The organism is Roseibium sp. 10G30-5, from assembly GCF_055809635.1.
The window spans coordinates 165,927-190,610 of record NZ_CM147918.1; the positions used below are offsets into that span (position 1 = coordinate 165,927).

Sequence of the window (24,684 nt, forward strand, 5' to 3'; positions counted from 1 at the left end):
GGAGAATTCAGATGACTTCGACTGACACGATTGAGCCGACCATCAATGTCGGTGGTTCCATGGTGCCGCGCGGTCGCCGCCGGGCCAACCCGGAACAGCCGACAAAGCTTGAGGTGAAGGACCTGTCGTTCTGGTATCAGAACGGCCACCAGGCTCTGCACAACATTGACCTTGTACTGCGCGACAAGTCGGTCACGGCTTTTATTGGTCCGTCCGGTTGCGGCAAGTCGACCTTGCTGCGTACGCTGAACCGCATCTACGATCTGTATCCGGGTCAGCGTATCGGCGGCGACGTGGTTCTGGACGGCAAGAGCATTTTTGCCAAGAACGTCGATGTGAACCGTTTGCGGGCGCAGGTCGGCATGGTGTTCCAGAAACCGACACCATTTCCGATGACGATCTATGAGAACATCGCTTTCGGCGTGCGCTTGTATGAAAAACTGTCACGTGAAGACATGATGAACCGCGTCGAGAATGCGCTGCGTGAAGCAGCTCTTTGGGACGAGGTGAAGGATAAGCTGCATCAGAGCGGGCTTGGCCTTTCTGGCGGTCAGCAGCAGCGGTTGTGTATTGCCCGCGCGATTGCGGTAAAGCCAGAGGTTCTGCTACTTGATGAGCCTGCCTCCGCGCTGGATCCGATTTCGACCGGCAAGATCGAGGAGTTGATCGACACGCTGTCCGAGCATTATTGCATTGCCATCGTGACCCACAACATGCAGCAGGCCGCACGGACCTCGCAGTACACGGCGTTCATGTATTTGGGCGAACTGGTCGAGTTCGACAGCACTGAGAAGATTTTCTCGTCGCCGGCAGAAAAGCGCACCAATGATTATATCACGGGTCGCTTCGGCTAAACGGGTATCGCAATTTTCAGGCGCTGCGTCTGACCTGACGGACTGAACGAAAAAGGCTCCCGCCGCAGGATTGGTGGGAGCCTTTTTGACAAGGCCACTGTGTGGAGCGCGGCACTGTGAGTGGTCATACTGATCAAAACAAGAGGGGCCGGGCAGGGATTCGGCAAAGTGTCAGCGGGTCTCTGGCGTGGCTGTAACCGCAGAGGTATCGATGTCGAGTTCCGCCCAGATCGGCAGGTGATCCGAGGCGATCTTGGCCAGTTTGCTGGCGTGTGCGCCGCAGGACGAGACGGTGACGTCCGGACTGGTCATGATGCGGTCAAGACTGGCGATTGGCAGAAACGCCGGATAGCTGTTGCCGAGTTGGGTGACGGTGTAATGCGGCGCAAAGAGCTTCAGGCTCTGGCTCTTGTCACGCCATTCGTTGAGGTCGCCTGCCAGCACCGTTGGCATACGGTGATCGGCCCGCTCAAGTTGTTTCATAATATGGGCAATCTGGCGCCGACGATACAGGCCCACAAGGCTCAGATGCATGGCGGCAAAGCGCAAGGTGCCCTTGCCGCGTTTGAGATCAGCAAAGACCGCTCCCCGAGGCTCCAGTGTCGGCAGGTGGAGTCGCTGAAAATCCAGAATTTCTACATCATGATGCACGAGAATGGCATTGCCATGCCAGCCGATGCTGCCTTGGCGGGCAGACAGCGGTACCACCTTGTAATCGGTGTGCTGTCGGATGTCTTGCGGGCTCAAGGTGCTGATACGTTCGCCAAACCGCCTGTCGGCTTCCTGCAAGGCCACAACATCGCATTGCATCTCTTGTAGAACGCGCAGGATCCTGTCGGGACGCCGCCGTCCATCCAGACCGATGGACTTCTGAATGTTGTAAGTGCCGATTTTCATCATGTGCCAAATGGATAGGCGAATTGAGGCCAGTTTAAGAAGCTTTGCAGGAACACGCAGACATATTTAAACTTGAGTATATTTCTCATATTATATAAAGATCTGATCAGACAGTCGAATGTCTTCAACAACATGTGTGAGAAGGTCCCACCGGTCAATGATGTTTCGGCCCAATATGGAAAGCAGTATCGAGGGGGTTCAGGTCGGCAGCTTTTGCTATCGTGCCTTGGCCGGGCGTTCTGGCTGACGTGTGGGACGTGCGCTGTGCGGCGGGGGCCAGTGGACGTTATGTCTCGCACGCTCCCCGTCTGTTTGTTCTTCTGGACGCAGAGCCGGGGGCTGAACTGCACTTGCGCTCACGCAAGAACGGCACCGAGGTGGTGTCGCTCAGTCGTGAACAGCGAATGTGTTTTATTCCGGCTGATTGCCCGATCTGGTCGAGTGTACCGACCGAGGGACGTTTGAAGCATCTCGATGTGCATCTGGATGTTGCAACCTTGTCCCGACGCCTTATGGGCCGAATTCCACCAACGGCCTTTCGGCACTTGCATTTGCAGATGCAAGACCCGCGCCTGTGGATGCTGGCGGGTCTTCTGGCGCAGGACTGTGAAGCCGGGGATCAAAGTTTGGACCTTTACGGCGAAAGTCTGATCACGGGATTGCTGGCGCTTCTGGTTGATCACGATCAGATCTCTGTGCCTCTTGCGCGTGGCGCTGTCGGGTTGGCGTCTCGACAACTGTCGCGCGTGAAGGCGCATCTGGCGGATCATGCGGCGCGCAATGTTCCGCTTAAGGAACTGGCTGACCTTGTCGGACTGTCGCCCTCATATTTCTCACAGGCTTTCAAGATATCGACAGGGCATCCGCCGCATCGTTGGCACATGCTGATGCGCATTGAACGAGCAAAAGATCTGCTTGCACGAACTCCGCCCCCCTCGATCAGCGAGATAGCGATTACATTGGGATTTGCCGATCAGGCGCATTTCACCCGCGTGTTTCGAAAGTTCGAGGGGGTGACGCCAAGTGTTTGGAAGCGCATGGGCGCTGCGGCAGGAAACCTCGTATCTGAAGCCAATTGAACGCAATTTCGTTCCATTTGTCGAAAGAACCGACAATCTGCGTTTTAAAACTTGAATTATATACTCCAGTTAAATAAGGCCTGCGAAGCGACGGGATCGTGTAGGCCTTGGGGTCAAGCTGGGGAATAAAATCAATGACAAAAGGCTTCATTCGCACCGCGCTGATGGCGAGCACTGCGTTGAGCATGGTGGGACTGTCCGCCGCTGCGCAGGCACAGGACGCAGCCACATACACCGTTGACTTGAAACAGGTGAACGTGCAGGCAGAAAGCGATCGTGATGCAGCGACCGGCAAGGTTCAAGGCTATGTTGCCAAGAACACACTGACCGGCTCGAAGACCGCCACGCCGATCACCGAAATCCCGCAGTCCGTCTCCGTTGTCGGAGCACAGGAGTTCAAGGACCAGGGTGCGCAAAAAGTCGATGAAGCCTTACGCTATACGGCCGGCGTCTTTGCCCAGCCTTTCGGCTTCGACAGCGACACCAACTGGATGTACATCCGCGGCTTTGATGCGACGCAGACGGGTGTTTTCGAGGATGGCTTGCAGCTTTATTCCTATGCTTTTGGCGGTATTTATACGGATAGCTTCCTGCTGGATCGGGTTGAGGTGCTGAAGGGAGCAAGTTCCGCGCTCTATGGAGGATCTAATCCGGGCGGTATCGTCAACTATGTGACCAAAAAAGCCAATGGCGAACGCATCCGCTACGTCGAGACTGGTATCAACGATGCTCCGACCGGATATGTCGGCTTTGATCTTGGCGACAAGTTGACCGACAGCGCTTCCTATCGCGTCGTTGGAAAGTTGCAGGGCGGTAGCGGTTATACTGACAACGTCAATGGAAACATCAGAGGCACTATTTCGCCCAGCCTGAAGATCGACCTGAATGACGACACCAGTCTGACGCTGCTTGCGAACTACACCAACATAGATGAGAAGCATAACGGCGGGGCCTTTTTGCCATATTATGGCTCGGCGCGGGCGGCCAGCTTTGGGTACATCGACCGCGATGCGAATTTCTCTGATCCCGATTACGACACCTATGAGCGTAAGCAAGTGTCTCTGGGATGGCAGCTTGAGCATAGTTTCAACAATGACTGGGAAGCCCGGCAGAATGTTCGCTTTGTGTATGCGGACATTCATGAAGCCTCGCTTTACCCCTTTGGCTATGCCAGTTTTGCAACCCAACCCGCCTCAAGCACCAATCCACAGCTCGAACTGATCAACTTTGAGCATTACACCAACGTTACCGGCTTTGACGCGGATCACCAGATTGAAGGCAAGGTGCAAACCGGAGCGTTCAGCCACGATCTGCTGTTCGGGCTGGATTACAAGCTTTTCCACATTGATCAGGATCAAGCATCGGCATCGTCCAGTTCAACTCCCGGTGTTGATACGATCAGTGCCACCGATCCCTCCTATGGGGGAGAGATCGGAACGCCAGCAACTTACATTCGTCAGAAGCTGACAATGCAGCAGGTCGGTGTTTACGCACAGGACCAGATCAAGTTTGGTGGTGGTTTCATTACAACGCTGACCGGTCGCTACGACTATGTACATCAGGATTCAAACGGAACGGTCGGCAACGCGGTAAATTACACGAAGGATGAAGGGGCGTTCAGTGGCCGGGCCGGGCTTGGGTATGAGTTCGCAAATGGCCTGACACCCTATGCCAGCGCCTCTACCTTCTTTGACCCGCAGATTGGCGGCTCGGCTCTTGTGCCCGTGTTCAAGCCGACAACGGGAACACAGTATGAAATCGGTCTAAAATATGCGCCGACGTTCATGGATGCGCTGCTGACGGTATCCCTTTATGATCTGACCAAGCAGAACGTTATCAACGGCACACTTTACAGCAATCAGAACCAGTTGGGCGAGGTGAATTCAAAAGGTATTGAGATCGAGGCGAAGGCAAACATCACCAAAAACTGGATGGTTTCCGCCGCTTTCAACGCCAACCATATGGAAATCACCGACAATTCCGACAGTTCGCTCATCGGCAATCGGCCCTACATGATCCCGAAGATGCAGGCATCGTTCTGGAGTGAGTACAAGTTCAACGACACGGCACTGAAGGGCCTGAGTGTCGGCGCCGGTGTCCGCTTTCAAGGCGAAAGCTATGCCGATGAGGCCAATACGCTGACCGTTGCCAGTGCCACTGTCTTTGATGCGCACGTCGGATATGAAAAGGATGGCTGGGGTCTAGATTTCAACGCCAATAATCTTTTCGATCGCCGCTATGTCGCAAGCTGTCAAGGGGTCTACAGTTGCGGCTATGGCGAAGGCCGGACGTTGATGTTGAAGCTGCACAAGACCTGGTAAGATCTAGCGCAGAGAAAGATTAAATTAAGAGGGAGCCGTTGTTCTACAATGGCTCCCTTTTTCGTCTTAACAGGTTCAATCCGCCACTTTTGCCAGTTCATCCCGGCAGGTCGTCAGGAAAATCTCGGCATTGTCTGTCAGGGAAGGGCCGAGATAGCCGCCTTCCTGAATGAGTGCGGTCGGCAATCCCATGGCAACGATCTCGCGCGCCATGGTTTCAAATCCAGCTCCCGTCATGCCGACGACGGAGAGTGGATCATCATCGGCCATATCGAAGCCCAGCGACACGACAAGTGCCTGTGCGCCGAAGGTATGGATCGCTTTGACGCCCTCGCGAAAGCGGTTCAGGATTGGCGTAACGCCGGAACCGGGCGGGACAGGCAGGTTGAGGGTGGTCCCCAGTCCATCGCCTTCGCCACACTCGTCCGCATACCCAAGATAGAAGGTGGGATAGGCGGCCGGATTGACATGCACCGAGCAGACGAAGACGTCTGACTGCTCGTAAAAAATGTCCATCGTGCCGTTGCCGGTGTGGGTGTCGATGTCGAGAACCGCAACCCGGTCAAACGTCTCGCGCAGTTTCAAGGCAGCAATCGCCGCGTTGTTGAAGATGCAAAAGCCATTGGCACCACTGCGCATGGCATGGTGACCGGGTGGGCGCGACAGACCGTAGGTCATGCGCGCGTGGCCGCTGCCGACATGCGCTGCCGCTTCGATGGCGGTCTGGGCTGACCAATAGATTGCCTCAAACGTGTCGGCGGTCAGAGGAACCGATGTGTCCGTTGCGTACCAGCCCAATTGGCCAAAGATCGACGCAGAGGAGCGCCCCGGACGCCGTCCCGGAAAGCAGGTCGGAATGGGTTCGGCGTCACCTGCTTCTGCCATCCATCTGGCATGGGCGTCTTTCCAGAAATCGACGTAGTCCGGCGTGTGTGCCGCTTTGATCAGCGTTTCGCCGTGATCAACTGGACGTTCAATGTCGAAGCCATTGCGGAGCAGCATGTCGCGAATAAGAATGGCGCGTTCGGGTTGCTCCGGGTGCGGGATATAGGCCCCGCGGCGAAAATAGCGTTGCGGATTGTGTTTGAGCTGGCGTTCGTCGAAAATGGCTTTCATGGCAATTTCCCTGAGGTCGGGGGGACAAAGTTTTCTTGCAAATATGAGCCAGACTGACGCGCTCAAAGCGGCTTCACCACATGTCGGCCTGTCAGTAACCGTGCACTCGGTCAACGCAGTTGGCTGGACGTTGTCCGGAAACGACGGCAAGGGTCGCCTTGGTGACCTGATCAGCTACCAGTGCTTCGCTGCTGTCGCTCGCCTGATGCGGCGTGATCAGAATGCGCTCATCACGCCACCATGGGTGATCTGCGGGCAGGGGTTCGGTGCGAAACACATCCAGTGAGGCCCCTGAAAGCTGACCTCTCTCAAGAGCCTGATCGAGATCGGCATCAACAAGATGCGCGCCACGTCCGAGCTGCACCAGTGCGGCTCCTTGGGGCATGAGATTGAACAGGTTCGCATTGAGAATATCACGGGTGGCATCGGTCAATGGCAGCACATTGATCAGTATGTTGGACTGTGCGGCGACCCGGTCGGCCGCGCTGTCACCGGTTTCGAAACGCACGTTGTTGGTCAATGTGTGCGTGCCGGGCGCGCTGCGCACCGCAGCGACAACGGGAAAGCCCATTGCGGTGATCGCTCGGGCAATAGCACTTCCCATTTTGCCGAAGCCGAGCAGGCCGACCGTGAAATTGCGCGGACTTGCGAAGTTGGCAAAGCTGCGGCGTTCCCATACCGCATCTGCCTGACGGTGCAGATGAAAAGCCATTTGCCGGTGGTGCCAGATGACATGCCAAGCCGCGAAACCTGCCATCAAATCAGCCTGATCCGGATCATGAACACGGGTGAGGTAAGCGGCTTCCGGCAGGCTTGGACATTTGATCAGGCTGTCGACACCGGCTGCAACCGAACTGACAAGCTGTAAATTGGGATAGCGTGAAAAGGCATCATCCAACGGGTTCCACGCGAGAGCAAAACGGATGTCGGCCGGATCATCAATCTCGTCTGGATTGCGCAACCGCACCGTATCTGCAAAAGGGGCAAAGACGCCGTCATACATCTTCTTCAGGTCTAACGTGGAGCTGACATAGACCCCTTCAATCACTTTTCTCATTCGTATATGTCTTTCTTTTCAGCTTCTTGCGTCTGTTTTTTTGAAGTGTGACATCACCTTTTCTCCGGCTGTGTCCTTTCAGCTTGTCAGGTCGGGATGATGCTTCACAGCCAGACGCAGAAAAGCCTCCCACTGTGGGTCTGCCATGGCATCGGTGTGCTGGCCACCCCAGCCCTCATATTGGCGGGCGGTCTTTTCCGCCAAGTCCGCGTCAATGCGGCGCTGCGTTCCACCCGATGCCATGATTGCGAGTTGTGCCTTGCAGGCACGTTCCAGATTGAACATGCGGCCAAAGGCCTCGCCGACGGTGGCTCCACACGTCAGCAGCCCATGATTGCGCAGGATCATCACATTGCGATCGCCGAGGTCTTTCACCAGCCGCTCGCGCTCGCCCAGATCCAGCGCTATGCCCTCGTAGTCGTGGAAGGCTATGCGGTCGTAGAATTCCAATGACCATTGGTTCAGTGGCAGCAGGCCTTCTTCCATTGATGAGATGGCGACTCCAGCGGTTGTATGCGTGTGCAACACGCAATGCACTTCGGGACGCGCTTCATGGACAGCGCTATGAATGGTGAAGCCTGCCTTGTTGATGCCTGAGCCGTAGTTGTCCTTCAGGATTTTGCCGGTCTTGTCGACCGTCACGAGATTGCTCGCAGTCACCTCATCGAAGCGCAATCCGTAAGGGTTGATCAGAAAGGCGTTCTCGCCCTCCTCAAGGGGCGCTTTGGCGGAAATATGGGTGAAGATACTGTCGTCCATCTGGTAGTGGGCAATCAGTCGGTAGGCCGCCGCCAGGTCGATGCGCTCGCGGGGCTGACCAAACGTGACGTCCGGGCTTGCGTGCGTGGAAATGCCGGTCATGCCGTTTCCTTTCTGGATGAGATCGCCGGGAGGCAAGTCAGGGTTGATGGCTCACCTTCGGAAAATGGTCCGATGTGAAGCCGTGGTTTGTCTCAGGCAAGCACGTTGATTACGATCTTGTCAATTGGCGGCAACTGACGAAACAATCTTTCTCGCCGGGGTTGGCTGGACGGCAAGGCGCTGGTGAGACAGCAGAATTCGCATCAGACTGTTTCGGCATCTGATGGACTTGGAATGACCAAGTGCATGTCTTCGAAAAGCAGGTGTCGACCTTTGTCGCCGGAACGGTGGGGCGCGGCAAACCCGGCAGAAATGGTTCATGCGTTCGATTTGGACACGGTTTCCACGGGGTTGCCCCCAATAGATTGCTCGTCTAGCTTGCTAGGTCCGAGATGTGTCGTGGGCCACGCTGGCGCCCCGATCGATGGAGCTCTTCTTGCTACGCAATTATCTGTTTTTGTTCGCGGCCATTCTGGCTGAGGTGGTGGCCACGTCGGCCTTGTCGCGCTGCGAGAGTTTTACCCGTCTGGTGCCCAGCCTGATTGCCATTGTAGGCTATGCCGCAGCGTTCTGGTTACTGTCTATTCCCATTCGCACTTTGTCGACAGGGGTGGTTTATGCCGTATGGTCAGGACTTGGTATCGTCTGTGTCAGTCTGATTTCGTGGCTTTGGTTCAAGGAGACCCTGGACAGTGCCGCGATGGTCGGCATTGGCCTGATCGTCGCAGGCGTGCTTGTTCTCAACCTGTTTTCAAAATCTCTGACCCACTGACGCTGTGCTGCCGATTCGTTTGTAAAAAAAGCCGCTGCGGAATGGTGCAGCGGCTTTTCGGAATGTTCGTATTGCATTTTTGCGCAGATGTCAGGCGCCCAGAACCTCTTCAACAGCCGCTTTGGTTGCGGCAACAACCTTGTCGGCTTCTTCCGTCGTCAGGCAAAGCGGTGGTGCAAAACCCAGAATGTCGCCCTGTGGCATGGCACGGCCAATGACATTGCGGCGGAACAGTGCGGCAAAGATATTGGCACTGGTTTTCAGGGCGGGATCAAGGAACGTGCGGCTGTCGCGGTCCTGTACAAACTCGATGGCGCACATCATGCCTTCGCCACGAATATCGCCAACGTGCTTGTGGTTACCGAGCGCCTCAACCATCGTCTTGCGCAGATAAGCACCGCTCTTGGCTGCGTTTTCAACCAGCCCCAGTTCGTCAATCAGCTTCAGGTTGGCAACACCGGCGGCCGCCCCAATCGGGTGTGCCGAGTAAGTCCAGCCGTGGCCAATCGGGCCAAACTCATCAGTGCCGTCTTCCAGCACCTTCCAGACCTTGCCTGAGACGATCGAGCCGGATAGCGGCGCATAGGCCGAGGTCAGACCCTTGGCGATAGTGATGATATCCGGTTCCATGCCGTAATGGTCCGAGCCGAACATGGAGCCCAAGCGACCAAAGCCGGTGACGACCTCATCTGCAATCAAAAGAATGTCGTGCTTTTTGAGCACCTTTTGGATGGCTTCCCAATATCCAGCGGGCGGGGGCACGAGACCGCCGGTGCCAAGTACGGGTTCGCCGATAAAGGCAGCAATGGTGTCGGCGCCTTCACGCTCGATCATCTTTTCCAGTTCGCTGACGCAATGGGCCACGAAATCGGCTTCACTCATCGTCAGATCGTCGCGGTGATAATAATAGGGGGCTTCCGTGTGCAGGATTGGTGCACGCGGCAGATCGAACTTGTTGTGGAAGGCTGCAAGCCCGGTCAGCGATCCGGTCATCACGCCAGAACCATGATAGCCTCGCCAGCGCGAGATGATCTTCTTCTTCTCCGGGCGGCCCAGAATGTTGTTGTAATACCAGATCAGCTTGATGTTGGTTTCATTGGCGTCCGAGCCACCAAGGCCGAAATAGACTTTCGACATGTTCTTTGGCGCGCGGTCCAGAACCATCTTGGCGAGCGTAACCGAAGCTTCCGTGCCATGGCCGACATAGGCGTGATAATAGGCAATTTCCTTTGCCTGCTCGGCGATGGCCTCGGAGATCTGTTTGCGGCCATAGCCGACGTTGACGCAGTAAAGTCCTGCAAAAGCGTCCAGAAGCTTGTTGCCGTCCCGATCTTCGATGTAAACGCCTTCGCCGCCGGTGATGATGCGGGTCGGGGTTTCGCCACGGGCATGCTGGGCAAGGTGGGTTGAGGGGTGGAAGAAGTTCTCCCGGTCCCATTGTGCTAGCTGGTCGTTCGTCAGCATGACGTATCCTTTCGTGTGTTATGCCCAGTCGCGGCAGATGTATTTGATATCCATGAAGGCCTGCATGCCTTGTGCGGCGCCTTCACGGCCGATGCCCGATTGCTTCATGCCGCCAAAGGGGATGGGCGCTCCGGTCACCTTGGTGCGGTTGACGGCCACCATGCCGTATTGCAGCGCGCGTGAAGCACGATAGATGCGGCGCGGGTCTTGCGTGTGCAGATAGGCAATCAGGCCGTATTCTGTGTCATTGGCCCAGCCCAGTGCCTCATCCTCGTTGTCGAAAGCGGCAAGGGCGGCAACAGGGCCGAACGTTTCGTCATGCATGATCAGAGCGTCACGCGGCACGTCTGCCAGAACCGTTGGCTGAAAGAACAAGTCGCCCTTGTCATGCCGCTTGCCGCCGGTCAGGCAACGAGCACCGCGCTGCAAGGCATCAGTCACATGCTCTTGCTGCTTGGCGATGGCCTTGCCATTCATCAGCGGCCCAATGTCTGGATCATCCAGTCCGACGCCGACTGTCAGCCGGTCGACACGAGTGGCAAAGGCCTGCGTGAAAGCCTCATAGATGGGCCGTTCGATGAGAAAACGGTTGGCGCCCAGACAGTCCTGACCGGAGGTGGCGAATTTCGCCTTGATTGCTTCGTCAACGGCCTTGTCCAGATCTGCATCGGCAAAGACGATGAAGGGGGCGTGACCGCCCAGTTCCATGACGACACGCTTGACCGTTTGGGCGGACCGGGCCATCAGCTGCTTGCCGATGGTGGTTGAGCCGGTGAAGGAGAGGGCGCGGACACGGGCGTCCTCAAGCCGAGGATCGACCAGCGTCGCGGCGTCGCCCGTGACCACATTGAAGACCCCGGCAGGGAACCCGGCACGCTCGGCCAACTCGGCAAGGGCGAGGGCGGAGAGGGGTGTTTCTGCACTGGGATGTGCCACCACGGTGCAGCCGGCAGCGAGCGCGGCGGCCGCCTTGCGGGTCAGCATGGCAGAAGGAAAGTTCCACGGCGTGATCAGACCAGCAACGCCAACTGGCTCCAGCCACACCTCAACCTCTGCATCAGGCAGGTGGGAGGTGACGCTCTGAATATCGGGACGGCGGGCTTCTTCTGCATAATATTCAAGGAACGCTGCGGCGTAATCAATTTCCCCCAACGCCTCCGAAAGTGGTTTGCCCTGTTCCATCACCATCAGGCGGGCAAGGTCGTCCTTGTTGGCCAGCATCAGATCATGCCAGCGGCGCAAAAGGCCGGCGCGCTCCTGCGGCAGGGTTGCGGACCAGGTGCGGAACGCCGTGTCGGCCGCCTCGACAGCTGCGAGGCTTTGATCAGCGGACAAGTCTGCCACATCGGCCAGCCAATGTCCGGTTGCCGGATCACTGACGGCAAAGGTGGATTTGTCCGATGCGGCCGTCCAGCGCCCGTCGATATAGGCGAACTGACGCAGAAGACGTTGATCTTTCAATCCGATCAACGAAGATTTGAGAACTTGAGCTGGCTGGGCCATGGCGCCACCTGTCACTGGTTCGTGGTTTTGCCATGATGGCCCCTTTTGACAAGGCAGAACGTCTGAATTGAGCGCTCCGTGCAGATGGTCTGTCTTTAATCGTTCACGTCGCTTGTGGTTTCTTCTGCTGTGTCTCCAAGCAACGCGGCGAAGGGCGGCAGGCTCGTTTCCTTGACGGGTTTTGTGACGATATAGGTGTAGTAGCGCGTCAGCCCGAGACCTTGTTCAAGCAGGCTGTCGATCAGCCTTTGATAGCTGTCAATGTCGCGCGTGACGATCTGGAGAAGATAATCAAATCCGCCGCCCAGCGCCCAACAGCCGGTAATTTCCTCGTGTCGATGCACCATGCGCTCAAATGACTGAAACGCCTCTGCGCGGTGGTTCTCAAGTTCCAGCGTGACGAAAATGGTGACATGCGGAGCAATGTCACGCAGGGAGAATTCGGCCCTATATGCCTTGATGATGCCTGCCTTTTCAAGACGACGCAGGCGTTCCCAGCACGGGCTGGGACTGAGATTGATGCGGTTGGCGAGCTCCGCTTTTGAAATGCGGGCTTCGCTGGACAGAATGCGCAGGATTTCGAGATCGCGGGTATCGAGCTTCAACAAGGTCGGGGTCCTGACAAGACGGCTTGCGAGGTCTGCTTGCCGGGTCAACGAAGGGTCAGCGCGGAATATGTGACCCGATGCCGGCACGGCTGCACAGGTCGCGCGCCAATGTGGCGATGGCTGTATCCTGCACGCCGGTGCCGGTCAGATCGCATAGAGTGATGTCCTGATCACTCTTGCGGGCCGTGGCCTTGCCGCAGATCACGTCGCCAAGTTCAGCGGGAAGATGCCCGCTCCAAAGGCCGATTTCAAGCGCACGGCGCAATTCTCCAAGGCCTTCGCACTGGCTGACACGGTCGCAGACATAAGCATCCACGCGGACAAGGGCTTGCGGGTCGATTTCGTTCTTGCCCGCCTGATCGGACCCCATGGCGGTGACATGCAAGCCAGGATGCAGCCAATCGGCCATCAGCACGGGCTCCGTGGCCGGGGTCGTGGTAATAACGAGTTGGCTCTCGGCGACAAGGTCATGCGCATTTTCACGCACCTCCACCGGAATGCCAAGTGTGGCGTTGAGGTCGTCGGCGCAGGCTTTCACCTTGGTCGCGTCACGTCCCCAGACGAGCGCTGTCTTGAAAGGTCGCACCAAGTGGGCAGCTTGCATTTGTAGTCGGGCTTGGACGCCTGTGCCCAGAACACCTGCTGTTTCGACGTGGCTTGGCGCCATGTGACGGGTAGCGACGGCTCCTGCGGCCGCCGTGCGCAGGTCCGTCAGATAGCCATTGTCCAGAAACACGGCTTCCACCAATCCGGTTGTAGCGGAAAACAGGATCATCAGGCCGTTCAGGCTGGGCAGGCCGATCTTGGGATTGTTGAAAAAGCCGGGGCTGACCTTGATGGCAAAGCCATCGAAGCTCGGAATATAGGCCGTTTTCACATCGACTTCGCCGTGAACCTGCGGCAGATCCATCGACAGGATCGGCGGCATTACGACACCGCCTTGCGACAAGGCGACGAATGCCTTTTCGATGCAGTCTACGAGGTTTGTGTCGAGTGCCATCGTCTGGCGCAGCAGGGCTTCCTGAACGATGGTGATGTCACCGGTCATAGCGGCGTCCTTTCACTGTGACCGTGCCCAGAACAACGTCACGCCCGGCAACGACATCCTGAAACACGCTCATGTCGGTGTTGCGACCTGTGATGATCGTGGCGAGCGGTCCGGTTGGCTGTGCCACGCGACCGGATAGCAGCGCTGCCAGTCCAACGACGCTGGCTCCTTCCGCCACCAGTCTTTCCTCGTAATAAAGGGCTTGCATGGCGCGATAAATGTCTTCCTCGGGCAGGAGGATGATGTCATCGAGTAACGCGCGGCACAGGTGAAAGCTATGCTGATTGTTTAGCCCGATGCCACCGCCAAGAGAATCGGCAAGACTTGCGACTTCCTCAACCTCGACAGGCATTCCCGCAGCGATAGAGGCTTGCATTGCCGCGCCCCGGTCCATCGACACGCCGACGAGCCGGATCGTTGGCTTGACTTGCCGCGCCGCCAGCGCGACACCTGCCGCCAGACCGCCGCCGGACAGCGGAATCAGCAGGGTGTCCAGATCGGGAACGGCTTCCAGCATTTCCAGCCCAAGCGTTCCCTGACCAGCAATCACCAGTGGAGCGTCAAAAGGCGGGATTTCGACAAGCCCTTGTTCATGACACAGCCGCAGGCTTTCGACCTGTGCATCATCCTGGCTTCGGCCGGTAATGTGAACCTCCGCTCCCAAGGCGCGGATGGCATCCACCTTGGCTTTGGGCACCAGTGTGGACATGCAGATGACAGCGCGCAGGCCCTTGGCACGCGCGGCATAGGCCACGGCCCGTCCGTGATTGCCGGTGGAACAGCAGGTGACGCCGCTCACATCGTCCGGCAGCGCCGCAACGGCATTGACCGCGCCGCGGATCTTGAAGGCGCCGATGGGCTGCATGCAGTCGAGCTTCAGATAAACCGGCTGTCCGGCCACCTCGCTGAAAAACGGCGAGACGACCATCGGCGTGTTGAGAGCCGTCCCCGCAATGCGGTGTCTGGCCGCCAGAATACCGGCAAGCGTCAATGCATCTGTCCCGGATCGTGGGCTCATGCATCGCCTCTGACGGCACTGAGAAACTGGCGGGTGCGCTCTTCCTGCGGGTCGTTGAAGATCTGGTCCGGCGTGCCTTCCTCGCAGATGTTGCCATTGTCGAAGAAGCAGATGCGGTCCGAGATTTCACGGGCAAAGCGCATCTCGTGCGTTACCATCAGCATTGTCAGGTCATGCTCGGAGGCAAGTTGTCGGATGATGGTCAGCACCTCGCCGACGATTTCTGGATCAAGCGCGGATGTCGGTTCGTCAAACAGCATGATTCGAGGGCGCATCGCCAGCGCGCGGGCAATGCCGACACGCTGCTGCTGGCCACCTGAAAGCTGACCTGGGAACTTCTTCGCCTGATCCTTGAGTCCGACAAGCTCAAGCAATTCTTCTGCCCGTTCTCGTGCTTCTTTGGCTGAGAGGCCGAGAACGACACGCGGCGCTTCCATCAGGTTGCGCAGTACCGACATATGCGGAAACAGATTGAAGTGCTGAAACACCATGCCAAGCTGCGTACGCATCTTGTGCAGGTGTTTGTCGGACGCAGGCACGAGCTGATCGCCCTTGCGCTCATGCCACAGCGGTTCGCCGTCGATGTAAATTGTGCCTTCGCTGATGTCGGTCAGCGTCATCAGAATGCGCAGTACCGTGGATTTGCCAGATCCGGACGGCCCGATAATGGTGACCTTTTCACCTTGCTTGACGTGGAAATCCAGGTCGTTGAGCACGTTGAACTGGCCGTAGTTCTTCTTGACCTTGTCGAAAACGATCATTGGCTCGCTCATCGTAGCGGAATCCCGTGTTTTGGCAGTTTCATGTCGATAAAGCGCACCAGCGCCGACGAAAGAAGCGTGAGGATCAGATAAAAGCCGCCAACCATTGTCAGAGGCACCATGTAGTCGAAGGTCTGGTCGCCGATGATCTTGGCGACGTTGAGCATTTCAAGCACGGTCACGACGGAGAGCACCGGCACATCCTTCATGATCGACACAAGGTAATTGCCCAGCGCCGGAATGATGCGGGGGATTGCCTGCGGCAGAATGATGTGGGTGAAGGTGCGCGCCGCTGGCAGGTCCAACGCGATGGAGGCTTCATGCTGACCGCTGTCGACAGCACCCAGACCCGCTCGGTAAACTTCCGAGGTATAGGCCGAATACTGGATGCCCAGCGCCAGAGCGCCCGTCAGAAAGGCAGGCAGCACGATGCCGTAGTCCGGCAGCACGAAATACAGGAAATACAACTGGATCAGCAGCGGTGTGCCGCGAATGAACTCGGTGATCAATGCTGCGGGCCAGGAGATGAGCCGCGACCGGGCGCCTTTCAGAAGCGACAGCACCAGCCCGAGAACCATCGCCACCAGGAAGCCCAGAACCGATGCCTCGATGGTGATCAGCAGACCATGCAGCAGCATGGGCAGAATGGAGATGGCAAAGGCCAGTTCGCCGTGGGAGGTGTCCCAATGATATCCGAACAACATGGTTTTATCCCCTCACAGTCCGCCAGCGGCTCACGTAGACTTCGAGCAAGCGCATCAGGCCGGAGACGACCAGCGACATGCCGAAATACATGAACAGGATGATGGTGTAGATGGACGTGCTGTCCTGATAGAAATTGCGCAGCTGCTCGCCTTTGAAAGCAAGGTCGGACAGGCTGATCAATGACACCAGCGCGGTGTCCTTGAGATTCTGCACGGCAAGATTGGTGAAGCTCGGCATCATTTCCGGGATGGCCTAGGGCAGGGCAATGCGCCACAGTGCCTGGCGCGGCTTGAAGTTCAGGGCCACTGCGGCTTCATACTGGCTTGGGCTTACGGCCTGAATAGCGCCACGCACCACTTCCGCACCATAGGCCCCGATGTTGAGCGACAGCGCCAGAATGCCCGCATACACCGGCTCGATGCGCAGGTTCAGACCGATTTGATCGCCCACGATGGGAAGGGCAAAATACAGCCAGAAAAGCTGCACGAGCAGGGAGGTGCCACGAAACAGTTCGATGTACACAACAGAAACGGACTTGATCGTCCTGTTGCTGGACAGCTTGCCGATGCCGAAGACAAAGGCGAGCGCGCCGCCAAGCAATGTAGAGAAAAAAGCAAGCTGGATTGTGATCCATGCGCCCTGGGTCAAAGGCCCAAGGTAGGTTGTCCATGCCATGTCGGTATTGATCCCGTAAACTCTCCTCGGACTTCACAGTCTGAGAGAGATCCGCATGAAAAAAACCCGACCGCAACAGGTCCGCCCTGCGTTGGCCGGGTCCGGATTTTCAACATCTGCCAAAGAGGCAGATCACATGGCGCAAAGGTCCTTGGTCGTCTTGGCTGTCGCGCCCTTGATGTCGGCAGGCGTGAAGCCGTATTTGGTCAGGATGGACGTCCATTCCTTGGTCTTCTTGAAGGCCACCAGCTCCTTGTCGAAGGCATCGCGGAAGCTTTCGGACCCCTTCTTGAAGTTGAAGCCGCCCCAGGACCGCACTTCCTTGCCGTCAATGACCGGATCCTTGAAATCCTTGACGATGGACACCTTGCCGCTCTTGGAGGCAAGCTGGCTTGCCGTCAGGCCCGTGGCCGCATAAGCCGTGGCGCGCCCGGTGGAGACAGTGGAAATGGCGTCGGAGTTCGACGAGATCGTTACGATGTTGCCCTGTGGCACCCCGATCTTTTGCAGCATCTGCTGCTGGTCCGCACCCGCCATCACGGCAATCTTCATGCCGGACTTCTTGAAGTCGGTGAAAGTAGTGACCTTCTTGGGATTGCCGTCTTTTACGAGCAGGCCTTCGCCGTAGGACGTGTCAGGCTCGGAATAGACAACCTTCTTGCAGCGTTCCGGGCGGATGGCCATTTCAGCGGCCGTCATGTCGAAGCGGTTGGCCTGAAGGCCGGGAATGAGGGACGAAAAGTTCGTCGCAACCCACTGGATGTCCGTGGCTTTGATGCCCATGCGCTTGAGTACGGCCTTGGCCACATCCGGTCCGGCGCCCTTGGCGCTGCCGGTCGGGTCAATGTAGCCGTAGGGAATTTCATTGGCGACCGCGATCCGCACGTAACCCCGGTCCTTGATCTGCTTGAGGGTCACGGCACTGGCTGCCGAACCGCCGAGGGCGGTCATGATTGCTGTCGTGACTGCGGCAATGACAATCTTCTGTTTCATCAACGTGTCCCTATTGTCTTTTATGTTTGTTCACTCTGTATGTTGTGTACAACAGCATGAGAAATATGCCTTGGTCAATGGATAAATGGCTAAAAAATGCTACATTTTAAGAGTGATATAGTTAGATGTACACAAATCGAGCAAACGCTCACAAATTAGTCATTTTACCAACGCAGAGCAGCCGCATCGGTTGCAGTCGTTTGGAGGCAGCATGTATCTCAAGGCACTTCCCTTCACGGACGCTGAATTTTCCCGTCGCCTGAGCAAGACGCGTCAGGCAATGGCGGACCGCAATATCGATGTGTTGTTCGTCGAGGATCCCTCCAACATGGCCTGGCTGACAGGCTATGACGGCTGGTCGTTTTACGTACATCAGGGCGTGATTATCTTTCACGACGAGGACCCAATGTGGTGGGGCCGGCGTCAGGACGCCAATGGTGCCGTGCGCACCGTGTGGATGGATGATGACCGGGTGACCTATTACACCGATAATTATGTGCAATCGACGCAGCGCCACCCCATGCAGGTGCTGGCCAGAATTTTGAGTGAAAAAGGCTATGGCACGAAGAACGTCGGCCTGGAACTCGACAACTACTATTTCTCCGCCAAGGCGTTTTTGACCCTTCAGGACGAACTGCCGAATGCCGCCTTCATTGATGCGACCGGATTGGTCAACTGGCAGCGCACCGTCAAGAGTGATGAGGAAATCATCTATATGCGCAAGGCGGCGCGCATTTCGGAGAAGATTGTCGATGGTATCGCCAACCGGGTGCATCCCGGCTTGAAGAAAAATGAACTGGTGGCCGACATCTATGCCGATGCATTGCGTGGCGCTGGTGACGGCTGGGGAGACTATCCAGCCATTGTGCCGTTGCTGCCGAGTGGCTCGAATGCCGCTGCCCCGCATTTGACGTGGGATGGTCACGAAATGGAAAAGGACGTGGCGACATTCTTTGAAATCGCAGGCTGTTTCCGGCGTTATCATGTTCCGTTCTGTCGCACGGTGTTTCTTGGAAAGCCGCCGCAGTTCATGCTGGACGCGGAATCGGCTTTGGTCGAAGGCCTTGAAGCGGGGCTGGATGCAGCCCGGCCCGGAAACACCGCCAGTGATATCGCCAAGGCGCTTGCCGGACCGCTGGAGCGCGCCGGGATCGAACGTACAGCGCGCTGCGGTTATGCGGTCGGTATGTCTTATCCACCGGACTGGGGCGAGCGTACCGTTTCCCTTCGGGAAGAAGACGAGACTGTGCTGGAGCCGGGGATGACCTTCCATTTTATGCCCGGGTTGTGGATGGACGACTGGGGGATGGAAATCACCGAGACCATTCTGATTCGTGAGGACGGAGCCGCAGAATGCCTGTGTGATCGTCCGCGTGCCCTGATCATCAAGGATTGATCGCTGTGCTTGAGCAGACCAAAGACATTCTCGGCGATCTGATCGCCTTTCCGACGGTCTCGTCAGACAGCAATCTGGCGTTGATTGACTATGTCGCTGATCGGCTGGAGGCGTGTGGCGCACGTGTCACCTTGATGCGGGATGCATCGGGCCGTAAGGCCAATGTCTTTGGGACGCTTGGGCCGGATGCCGATGGGGGGATCGTGCTGTCTGGTCACACAGATGTGGTGCCCGCTGAAGAAAAGGAATGGATCAGCGACCCATTCCGCATGGCGGAGCGGGAGGGCAGGCTTTTTGGGCGTGGGACATGCGACATGAAGGGGTTTATTGCCTCCTGCCTGGCCATGGCTCCGCACTACGCGGCTCTGGATCTGCACCGTCCGGTGCATTTTGCCTTCACGTATGACGAGGAGGTGGGGTGCCTGGGCGGTCAGCAATTAACGCAAGACTTGAAAGACCGTGGTCTGCGCCCGGCCGTTGCCATTATTGGCGAGCCGACCGACATGGGCATCATCGAGGGTCACAAGGGCTGTTATGAATACACCACCCGCTTTACCGGGTTGGAAGGTCATGCCTCGACGCCCCCCGCGGCGTGAATGCCATTGAATATGCGGTGCGCTATGTCACACGCCTGATGGAGATCGCAGAAGTTCTCAAGCAGCGTGCTCCGGCCCAAAGCCGCTTTGATCCGCCCTGGAGCACGGTTCAGGCCGGGTGTATTCACGGCGGCTCGGCCCGAAATGTGATTGCCGCGCATTGCGCGCTTGAATGGGAGATGCGTCCGGTGCAAAAGCAGGATGCAACCTACCTTAAAGAGCAGATTTCGCTTTATTGTGAAGAGATTCTTCTGCCCGAGATGCGTAAGACAGCCCCTCTGGCCGCCATCGAGACCGAGGTGATCGGCGAGGTCGAAGGGCTGGAGCCGATGGAGGACAACGCGGCGCGCGATATCGTTGCGGCGCTGACGGGGTGCACCGAGACGGATGTGGTGTCCTTCGGCACCGAAGCAGGCTTGTTTCAGCAGATCGGTGTGTCGAGCGTCGTCTGTGGTCCGGGCTCCATCCAGCAGGCGCACAAGCCAAATGAATATGTCAGCCTCGATCAGCTTGAGGCGTGTCTGGACATGCTGTCCGGACTTCAATCAAAACTGTGAGGGGGACGGGTGGCTGATGGCCAAGAGCGCGAAAACGGCAAAGGGCAAAGGCAAAGAACAGCAATTGACCAATGCACGCGAACGCTTCGAACGCATCTATGACGAATTGCGCAAGCGCATTTGTCTTCTGGAATATTCGCCTTAGTACGCGCTTGAGTGAAGAGGTGCTGGCGGCGGAATTTGGGACTAGCAGGACGCCTTTGCGCCGGGTGTTGAACCAGCTTGATGCCGATGGTCTGCTGGTTTCGGTGCACGGGGTGGGCACCATCGTCACGGATGTGGACGTGGAAGCCTTTGCGCAGGTTTATCAATTGCGTATGGAGCTTGCCAGTCTGCTTGGCCAGTTGTCTCCCATTACGCCGGGCGAGGCGGATATTGCCGCCTTCCGACAACTTGAAACGCGGGCGCTGGGCCTGCTCCACAAGCCGGATGCCCGTAGTTTTGCTCAACTCAACAATGATTTCTTCCACCAGCTTGTCCTGTTGAGCGACAATGAGCCACTGCGTGAAATCTGCGAGCGGCTATATTACCAGACGGCTCGCATCTGGATTAAGTCCATCGACACTATGGATCTGTTTGAAGAAATGGCAGTCTTTGCCCGCGAGGTTTCGCAGGTCCGTGAAGCCGTGGAGATCGGCGATGTCAGCGCGGCCGCATATATCAGCCGTTCCCACATCTCCATGAGCTTCAACCGCCTGAGCCAGATCAAGAGCGCAGCCTCATCGTGAGGCAATGCGATGTTCTATTCCGGTGTTCTGTGCTTTCCGATTGCGGAATACGCCCGATAAGGCGCAGGCGAGGCGGAAGTGTTTCTTCACGTGGCTTGGCGACCAGACGACGGACGACGCAAAACGGCGCCACGATTTTCATCGTGACGCCGTTTTTTTTATTCGTACCCGGACGTAGTGGCCGAGGGCACGCCAGATTATCAGCCATCAATCGTGGTGGTGATGTTCCAATGCGCGGAATTCGCCCTGTTCGGTGGTCAAAAGGCTGACACCGATGATTGCTGCCATGGCAAGAATGAAGCCTGGAATGATTTCATAAATACCGGGGCCGCCCAGGAACGAGCTGTTCCAGCCAACGGATGTCCAGAAAATCACCACAACCGCGCCGACGACAAGGCCAGCAGCAGCGCCGATGCCGGTCATGCGACGCCATGTCAGCGACAGCAGGATCAGCGGACCGAAGGCCGCGCCGAACCCGGCCCAGGCGTTGGAGACAAGGCCAAGCACCTGCGAGTTCGGATCACGGGCGATGATCGCGGCAACGATACCCACTACCAGAACGGCCGCACGGCCTACGGTAACAAGCTCGCGGTCACTGGCTTCGCGGCGGAAAAACAGACGATAGAAGTCTTCCGTCAGCGACGATGAGGCGACCAGCAGCTGGCTCGACACGGTACTCATGATGGCGGCCAGCAAGGCGGCATAGAGAAAACCGGTGATCAGCGGCCAGAACAATTTGTTCGACAACACGATGAAGATCGTTTCCGGATCATCAAGGGTCAAGCCGTTGCGTTCCATATAGGCGCGACCGAAGACGCCGATGCAGATTGCACCGACCAGTGAAATGGCCATCCAGGTCATGCCGATGTTTCGGGCTGCCGGAACTTCCTTGACGCTGCGGATCGCCATGAAGCGGACGATGATGTGGGGCTGGCCAAAATAACCAAGACCCCAGGTGACCGCTGACAGAAAGCCGATCCAGCCCAGGCCATGGGTCCATGACAGGAAGTTGGGATCAACTCCCTGCAACGTCTGACGGGCTTCGTCGACGCCACCGCCGTTGTAGAGGATGATGATCGGCATCACCACGAGAGCCAGCATCATGATGCAGCCCTGCACGAAGTCGGTCAGGCTGACCGCAAGAAAACCGCCGATGACCGTGTAGACCAGAACCACGATCAAAGTGGCCCAGACACCGATGGTGTAATTGCTGAAGGCCGTACTGGGAATGACATCGCCAAAGGCACTGACAACCAGCTTGCCGCCGCCCACCAGACCGGAGGCCGTGTAGACGGAGAAAAACACCACGATGATAACGGCGGACACGACGCGCAGCAGGACGGCTTGCGAAGGGAAGCGATTGGACAAAAATGCCGGGATTGTCAGGCTGTTGTCGTAGCGCTCTGTCTGTTCGCGCAGGCGAGGCGCAACGATAATCCAGTTGGCAAGCGCCCCGAAGAACAAGCCAATGCCGATCCAGGCTTTGACCAGACCGGCGGCATAAAGCGCGCCGGGAAGTCCCAGAAGCAGCCAGCCACTCATATCGGAAGCACCAGCCGAAAGCGCGGCAACTGCTGGCGGAAGCTGACGACCGCCGAGGACGTATTCTTCAGAGTTGCTGGTGGATTTTCTCCAGGCGTAGAAGCCGATGGCAAGCATCAGCACAAAATAAAGGATGAGACTCGTCCAGATCCCGAGGGCCATGTCGTGCCTTTCTAGTGGTTTCAGGTGCGCCAAGGCGGCACATACGTCTTGCTTGCGCGAACCGCTGAACGATCAGGACCTAGGGGGAGATACGGCAAGGAACGTCCTTGAACAAAAGGCATTGGCTAACGAAGTTCTTAATCCAGCCCCCAAAATCCCGACCGGCAAAAGCGAACTGACCGACATGGGGCGGATCGCGTATACGACCCGCACTCAAATGATAAAAGGACAGTCTGTGGTGACCTGAAATGTCCCCGTAGTGATGCCCCCGGCAATCAACTCAGCAAATTTGCGCGCTCACGAAGGTATAGACCTTCTCATCACAAACGCAGTGCCCGTCAGAACGTTCCAAAAATATCTAAAATAAAACAAGAAACCATCAATTGATGGCCGCTTTCAGAAAAATACCCCGGAAACACGACATTTCCGGGGTGCCTTTGCGTGACTTTCCTTGGCCTGAGGCGGCGCTTTCAAAGCGCGCGTCACACCAACGGCGGCTTACTTGGCTGCTGCGCGAGCATCGGCAAGCCATTTGTCAACCTTGGGCTGATTGGCCTTGATCCAGGTGGCTGCCTGCTTTTGAAGATCAGCGTCGCTGTCTGCACCTTTGCGCATTTCCGCATTCTGCTTGAAGATATCTTCAATCGGAATGGATGTCTCCTTGATCAGCGTGCGAGCGGCCGGGTTGTTCTTCAGGAAGTCATTGTTGGCCACGATGCGAATGTCATTCACTGGCCAGCCGAGGCGGCACGGATCATTGACGCAGCCCTTGATCCCGGAAACGGTTGCCGTCTTGGCCAGTTTTTCCTGAGACTTCGGCAATTTGACGCTCGGGGTCTGGATCCAAACCACGTCTTTGCCCGGCTTCAACTCATTGACGGTCCAATTTGGCGTCCACGTGTAGAACAGGATCGGCTCGCCACTCTGGTGCGCGGCAATGGCATCTGCCATTGAGGCTGAATAGCCAGCCTTGATCGGATTGATGTACTTGCGCAGCTTGAAGGCATCGAGCTGGTATTTGATGGTGACCTCGCAGCCCCAGCCCGGAGGACAGGCAACAAGATCGGCCTTGCCATCGCCATTGCGATCAAAGGCCTTGCGCACGTCCGGACGTTTGAAGTCGGCCAGCGATTTGATGTGGTACTTTTCGGCAGATTTCTTGTCGACGAGATACCCTTGCAAGGCGCCTTGCTTGACGACATACCCAATTGGCATGCCGTTGAAGTCCGGACGCTTGACGTAGATATTGTGCAGTGGCAGCCAACCATCGGAATAGAACGAGGCGCTACCCTGCGACACGGCTTGGTAGGCAAGTGGGACGCTGGTTGTCAGTGGCTTTTTGACGGTATAGCCAAGTTTTTCAAGCAGCTGGCCGTAAACTGCGGTCATGATCCAGCCCGTGTCGTCATCCGACTGGGCGATCGTGATTGTTGTTCCCTTGCCGGGCATGGTGGGGGAGGCGGCATTGGCAAAGCCGGGTGCGATGACGGCGGCAAGAGCGCCCAAGGCAAACAACCGGCCTGATGTCGTCAGACGGCGGCGGGATTTGGTCGAGGTCAGCAAATTCAAAAAAGATCTCCATTGTCGGTGGCGCTTGGGTGAAAGTCTTTGCGGGCCCCCTCGATGGCAACGGCCAAGGGGCCGTCCCGGCTGCATACTCGGCGGTCGTTGCTAGGCAAGAGGCAGAGAAAGAGACGTGATGGCTCTGGATGTGACCGAAGAGCCCTTTCGCAAACACCATCGTTTGAGCCGAAACAGATCGCAGGGCGCAACCCATATCGACATTCGAAAGTCTGCCGTGTCATCGCGAGAGAGGACGCGCCAACATCGGTCAGTCAGGCCATGTTAACGCGTATATTCACAACACGTCAAAGAGTAAGATAATGTTTCTATTTAAGAAATAAACCCCTGGCTTGAAATTATCGCGCCACGCAGTATGTCATGTCCGATGTTGAACCCTCACATTTCAGA

24 protein-coding genes and 1 pseudogene are annotated in these 24,684 nt (G+C 57.0%); 10 read left to right on the forward strand and 15 right to left on the reverse strand.

The annotated features are described in order from the left end of the window. The first annotated feature begins 59 nt into the window (after positions 1-59). Positions 60-854, forward strand: a complete 795-nt coding sequence (gene pstB / locus AC0L7U_RS00895; RefSeq protein WP_473695595.1) for a phosphate ABC transporter ATP-binding protein PstB — start codon at positions 60-62, stop codon at positions 852-854. Between the two features lie 171 nt (positions 855-1,025). On the opposite strand, the gene AC0L7U_RS00900 is transcribed toward pstB, so the two are convergent. Beyond that, on the reverse strand, positions 1,026-1,754 hold the full coding sequence (locus AC0L7U_RS00900) for an endonuclease/exonuclease/phosphatase family protein (protein WP_473693061.1): 729 nt from the start codon (positions 1,752-1,754) through the stop codon (positions 1,026-1,028). Between the two features lie 218 nt (positions 1,755-1,972). On the opposite strand from AC0L7U_RS00900, the gene AC0L7U_RS00905 reads away from it, so the two are divergent. Beyond that, complete coding sequence (locus AC0L7U_RS00905) at positions 1,973-2,830, forward strand: helix-turn-helix domain-containing protein (RefSeq protein WP_473693063.1); 858 nt, start codon at positions 1,973-1,975, stop codon at positions 2,828-2,830. Between the two features lie 134 nt (positions 2,831-2,964). After that, the gene (locus AC0L7U_RS00910; protein WP_473693065.1) at positions 2,965-5,151 is read left to right on the forward strand and encodes a TonB-dependent siderophore receptor; all 2,187 of its coding nucleotides are present in this window, start codon (positions 2,965-2,967) and stop codon (positions 5,149-5,151) included. Positions 5,152-5,226: 75 nt separating this feature from the next. Here AC0L7U_RS00910 and AC0L7U_RS00915 read toward each other — a convergent pair whose 3' ends face one another. The 3 genes from AC0L7U_RS00915 to AC0L7U_RS00925 form a co-directional block, all read right to left on the reverse strand. Further along, positions 5,227-6,267 (reverse strand): histone deacetylase family protein, encoded by a 1,041-nt coding sequence (locus AC0L7U_RS00915; protein WP_473693067.1) that lies wholly within the window; start codon positions 6,265-6,267, stop codon positions 5,227-5,229. 91 nt (positions 6,268-6,358) lie between these two features. Continuing rightward, a complete protein-coding gene (locus AC0L7U_RS00920; protein ID WP_473693069.1) occupies positions 6,359-7,324 on the reverse strand; it encodes an NAD(P)-dependent oxidoreductase in 966 nt (321 codons plus the stop codon). Between the two features lie 78 nt (positions 7,325-7,402). Then, positions 7,403-8,185, reverse strand: coding sequence for a class II aldolase/adducin family protein (locus AC0L7U_RS00925; protein WP_473693071.1), 783 nt, complete (start codon positions 8,183-8,185; stop codon positions 7,403-7,405). A gap of 424 nt (positions 8,186-8,609) precedes the next feature. On the opposite strand from AC0L7U_RS00925, the gene AC0L7U_RS00930 reads away from it, so the two are divergent. Next, positions 8,610-8,957, forward strand: coding sequence for a DMT family transporter (locus tag AC0L7U_RS00930; protein ID WP_473693073.1), 348 nt, complete (start codon positions 8,610-8,612; stop codon positions 8,955-8,957). Between the two features lie 90 nt (positions 8,958-9,047). Here AC0L7U_RS00930 and AC0L7U_RS00935 read toward each other — a convergent pair whose 3' ends face one another. The 9 genes and pseudogenes from AC0L7U_RS00935 to ehuB form a co-directional block, all read right to left on the reverse strand. Then, positions 9,048-10,421 carry an aminotransferase gene (locus tag AC0L7U_RS00935; protein WP_473693075.1) on the reverse strand — a complete coding sequence of 458 codons (1,374 nt, stop codon included), beginning with the start codon at positions 10,419-10,421 and terminating at the stop codon, positions 9,048-9,050. A gap of 18 nt (positions 10,422-10,439) precedes the next feature. Then, the gene (locus AC0L7U_RS00940) at positions 10,440-11,924 is read right to left on the reverse strand and encodes an NAD-dependent succinate-semialdehyde dehydrogenase (protein WP_473693077.1); all 1,485 of its coding nucleotides are present in this window, start codon (positions 11,922-11,924) and stop codon (positions 10,440-10,442) included. A 95-nt stretch (positions 11,925-12,019) separates the two neighbouring features. Further along, entirely contained in the window at positions 12,020-12,532 is a 513-nt protein-coding gene (locus AC0L7U_RS00945) for an Lrp/AsnC family transcriptional regulator (protein ID WP_473693079.1), read from the reverse strand. A 55-nt stretch (positions 12,533-12,587) separates the two neighbouring features. Then, a complete protein-coding gene (locus tag AC0L7U_RS00950; protein WP_473693081.1) occupies positions 12,588-13,580 on the reverse strand; it encodes a cyclodeaminase in 993 nt (330 codons plus the stop codon). Then, a complete protein-coding gene (gene eutB, locus AC0L7U_RS00955; RefSeq protein ID WP_473693083.1) occupies positions 13,570-14,598 on the reverse strand; it encodes a hydroxyectoine utilization dehydratase EutB in 1,029 nt (342 codons plus the stop codon). Before eutB ends, AC0L7U_RS00950 begins: the two co-directional genes overlap by 11 nt. Next, complete coding sequence (ehuA, locus tag AC0L7U_RS00960) at positions 14,595-15,371, reverse strand: ectoine/hydroxyectoine ABC transporter ATP-binding protein EhuA (RefSeq protein ID WP_473693085.1); 777 nt, start codon at positions 15,369-15,371, stop codon at positions 14,595-14,597. Before ehuA ends, eutB begins: the two co-directional genes overlap by 4 nt. Further along, the gene (gene ehuD / locus AC0L7U_RS00965; protein ID WP_473693087.1) at positions 15,368-16,063 is read right to left on the reverse strand and encodes an ectoine/hydroxyectoine ABC transporter permease subunit EhuD; all 696 of its coding nucleotides are present in this window, start codon (positions 16,061-16,063) and stop codon (positions 15,368-15,370) included. The genes ehuA and ehuD overlap by 4 nt, the downstream gene beginning before the upstream one ends. Positions 16,064-16,067: 4 nt before the next feature. Beyond that, positions 16,068-16,739 (reverse strand): annotated as a pseudogene (gene ehuC, locus AC0L7U_RS00970) (ectoine/hydroxyectoine ABC transporter permease subunit EhuC). A gap of 132 nt (positions 16,740-16,871) precedes the next feature. Then, entirely contained in the window at positions 16,872-17,732 is an 861-nt protein-coding gene (ehuB, locus tag AC0L7U_RS00975) for an ectoine/hydroxyectoine ABC transporter substrate-binding protein EhuB (RefSeq protein ID WP_473693089.1), read from the reverse strand. A 211-nt stretch (positions 17,733-17,943) separates the two neighbouring features. Between ehuB and AC0L7U_RS00980 the strand changes: the two genes are divergently transcribed. The 5 genes from AC0L7U_RS00980 to AC0L7U_RS01000 are packed head-to-tail and all read left to right on the forward strand — an operon-like array spanning position 17,944 to position 21,009. Continuing rightward, positions 17,944-19,128 carry a M24 family metallopeptidase gene (locus AC0L7U_RS00980; protein WP_473693091.1) on the forward strand — a complete coding sequence of 395 codons (1,185 nt, stop codon included), beginning with the start codon at positions 17,944-17,946 and terminating at the stop codon, positions 19,126-19,128. 5 nt (positions 19,129-19,133) lie between these two features. Beyond that, entirely contained in the window at positions 19,134-19,724 is a 591-nt protein-coding gene (locus AC0L7U_RS00985; RefSeq protein ID WP_473693093.1) for a M20/M25/M40 family metallo-hydrolase, read from the forward strand. Beyond that, positions 19,721-20,281: a M20/M25/M40 family metallo-hydrolase gene (locus AC0L7U_RS00990; protein ID WP_473693095.1), complete on the forward strand. Its 561-nt coding sequence runs from the start codon at positions 19,721-19,723 to the stop codon at positions 20,279-20,281. Before AC0L7U_RS00985 ends, AC0L7U_RS00990 begins: the two co-directional genes overlap by 4 nt. A 16-nt stretch (positions 20,282-20,297) precedes the next feature. Beyond that, positions 20,298-20,426: a hypothetical protein gene (locus tag AC0L7U_RS00995; RefSeq protein ID WP_473693097.1), complete on the forward strand. Its 129-nt coding sequence runs from the start codon at positions 20,298-20,300 to the stop codon at positions 20,424-20,426. Between the two features lie 55 nt (positions 20,427-20,481). Beyond that, on the forward strand, positions 20,482-21,009 hold the full coding sequence (locus AC0L7U_RS01000; RefSeq protein ID WP_473693099.1) for a GntR family transcriptional regulator: 528 nt from the start codon (positions 20,482-20,484) through the stop codon (positions 21,007-21,009). A gap of 207 nt (positions 21,010-21,216) precedes the next feature. On the opposite strand, the gene putP is transcribed toward AC0L7U_RS01000, so the two are convergent. Continuing rightward, positions 21,217-22,713, reverse strand: a complete 1,497-nt coding sequence (putP, locus tag AC0L7U_RS01005) for a sodium/proline symporter PutP (protein ID WP_473693101.1) — start codon at positions 22,711-22,713, stop codon at positions 21,217-21,219. Between the two features lie 52 nt (positions 22,714-22,765). Here putP and AC0L7U_RS01010 point away from each other — a divergent pair, with 52 nt between their 5' ends. Next, positions 22,766-22,960, forward strand: coding sequence for a hypothetical protein (locus AC0L7U_RS01010; RefSeq protein ID WP_473693103.1), 195 nt, complete (start codon positions 22,766-22,768; stop codon positions 22,958-22,960). A 251-nt stretch (positions 22,961-23,211) separates the two neighbouring features. Here the strand turns inward: AC0L7U_RS01010 and proX are convergent, their stop codons facing one another. Continuing rightward, positions 23,212-24,282, reverse strand: a complete 1,071-nt coding sequence (gene proX, locus AC0L7U_RS01015) for a glycine betaine/L-proline ABC transporter substrate-binding protein ProX (RefSeq protein ID WP_473693105.1) — start codon at positions 24,280-24,282, stop codon at positions 23,212-23,214. Positions 24,283-24,684 lie beyond the last annotated feature (402 nt).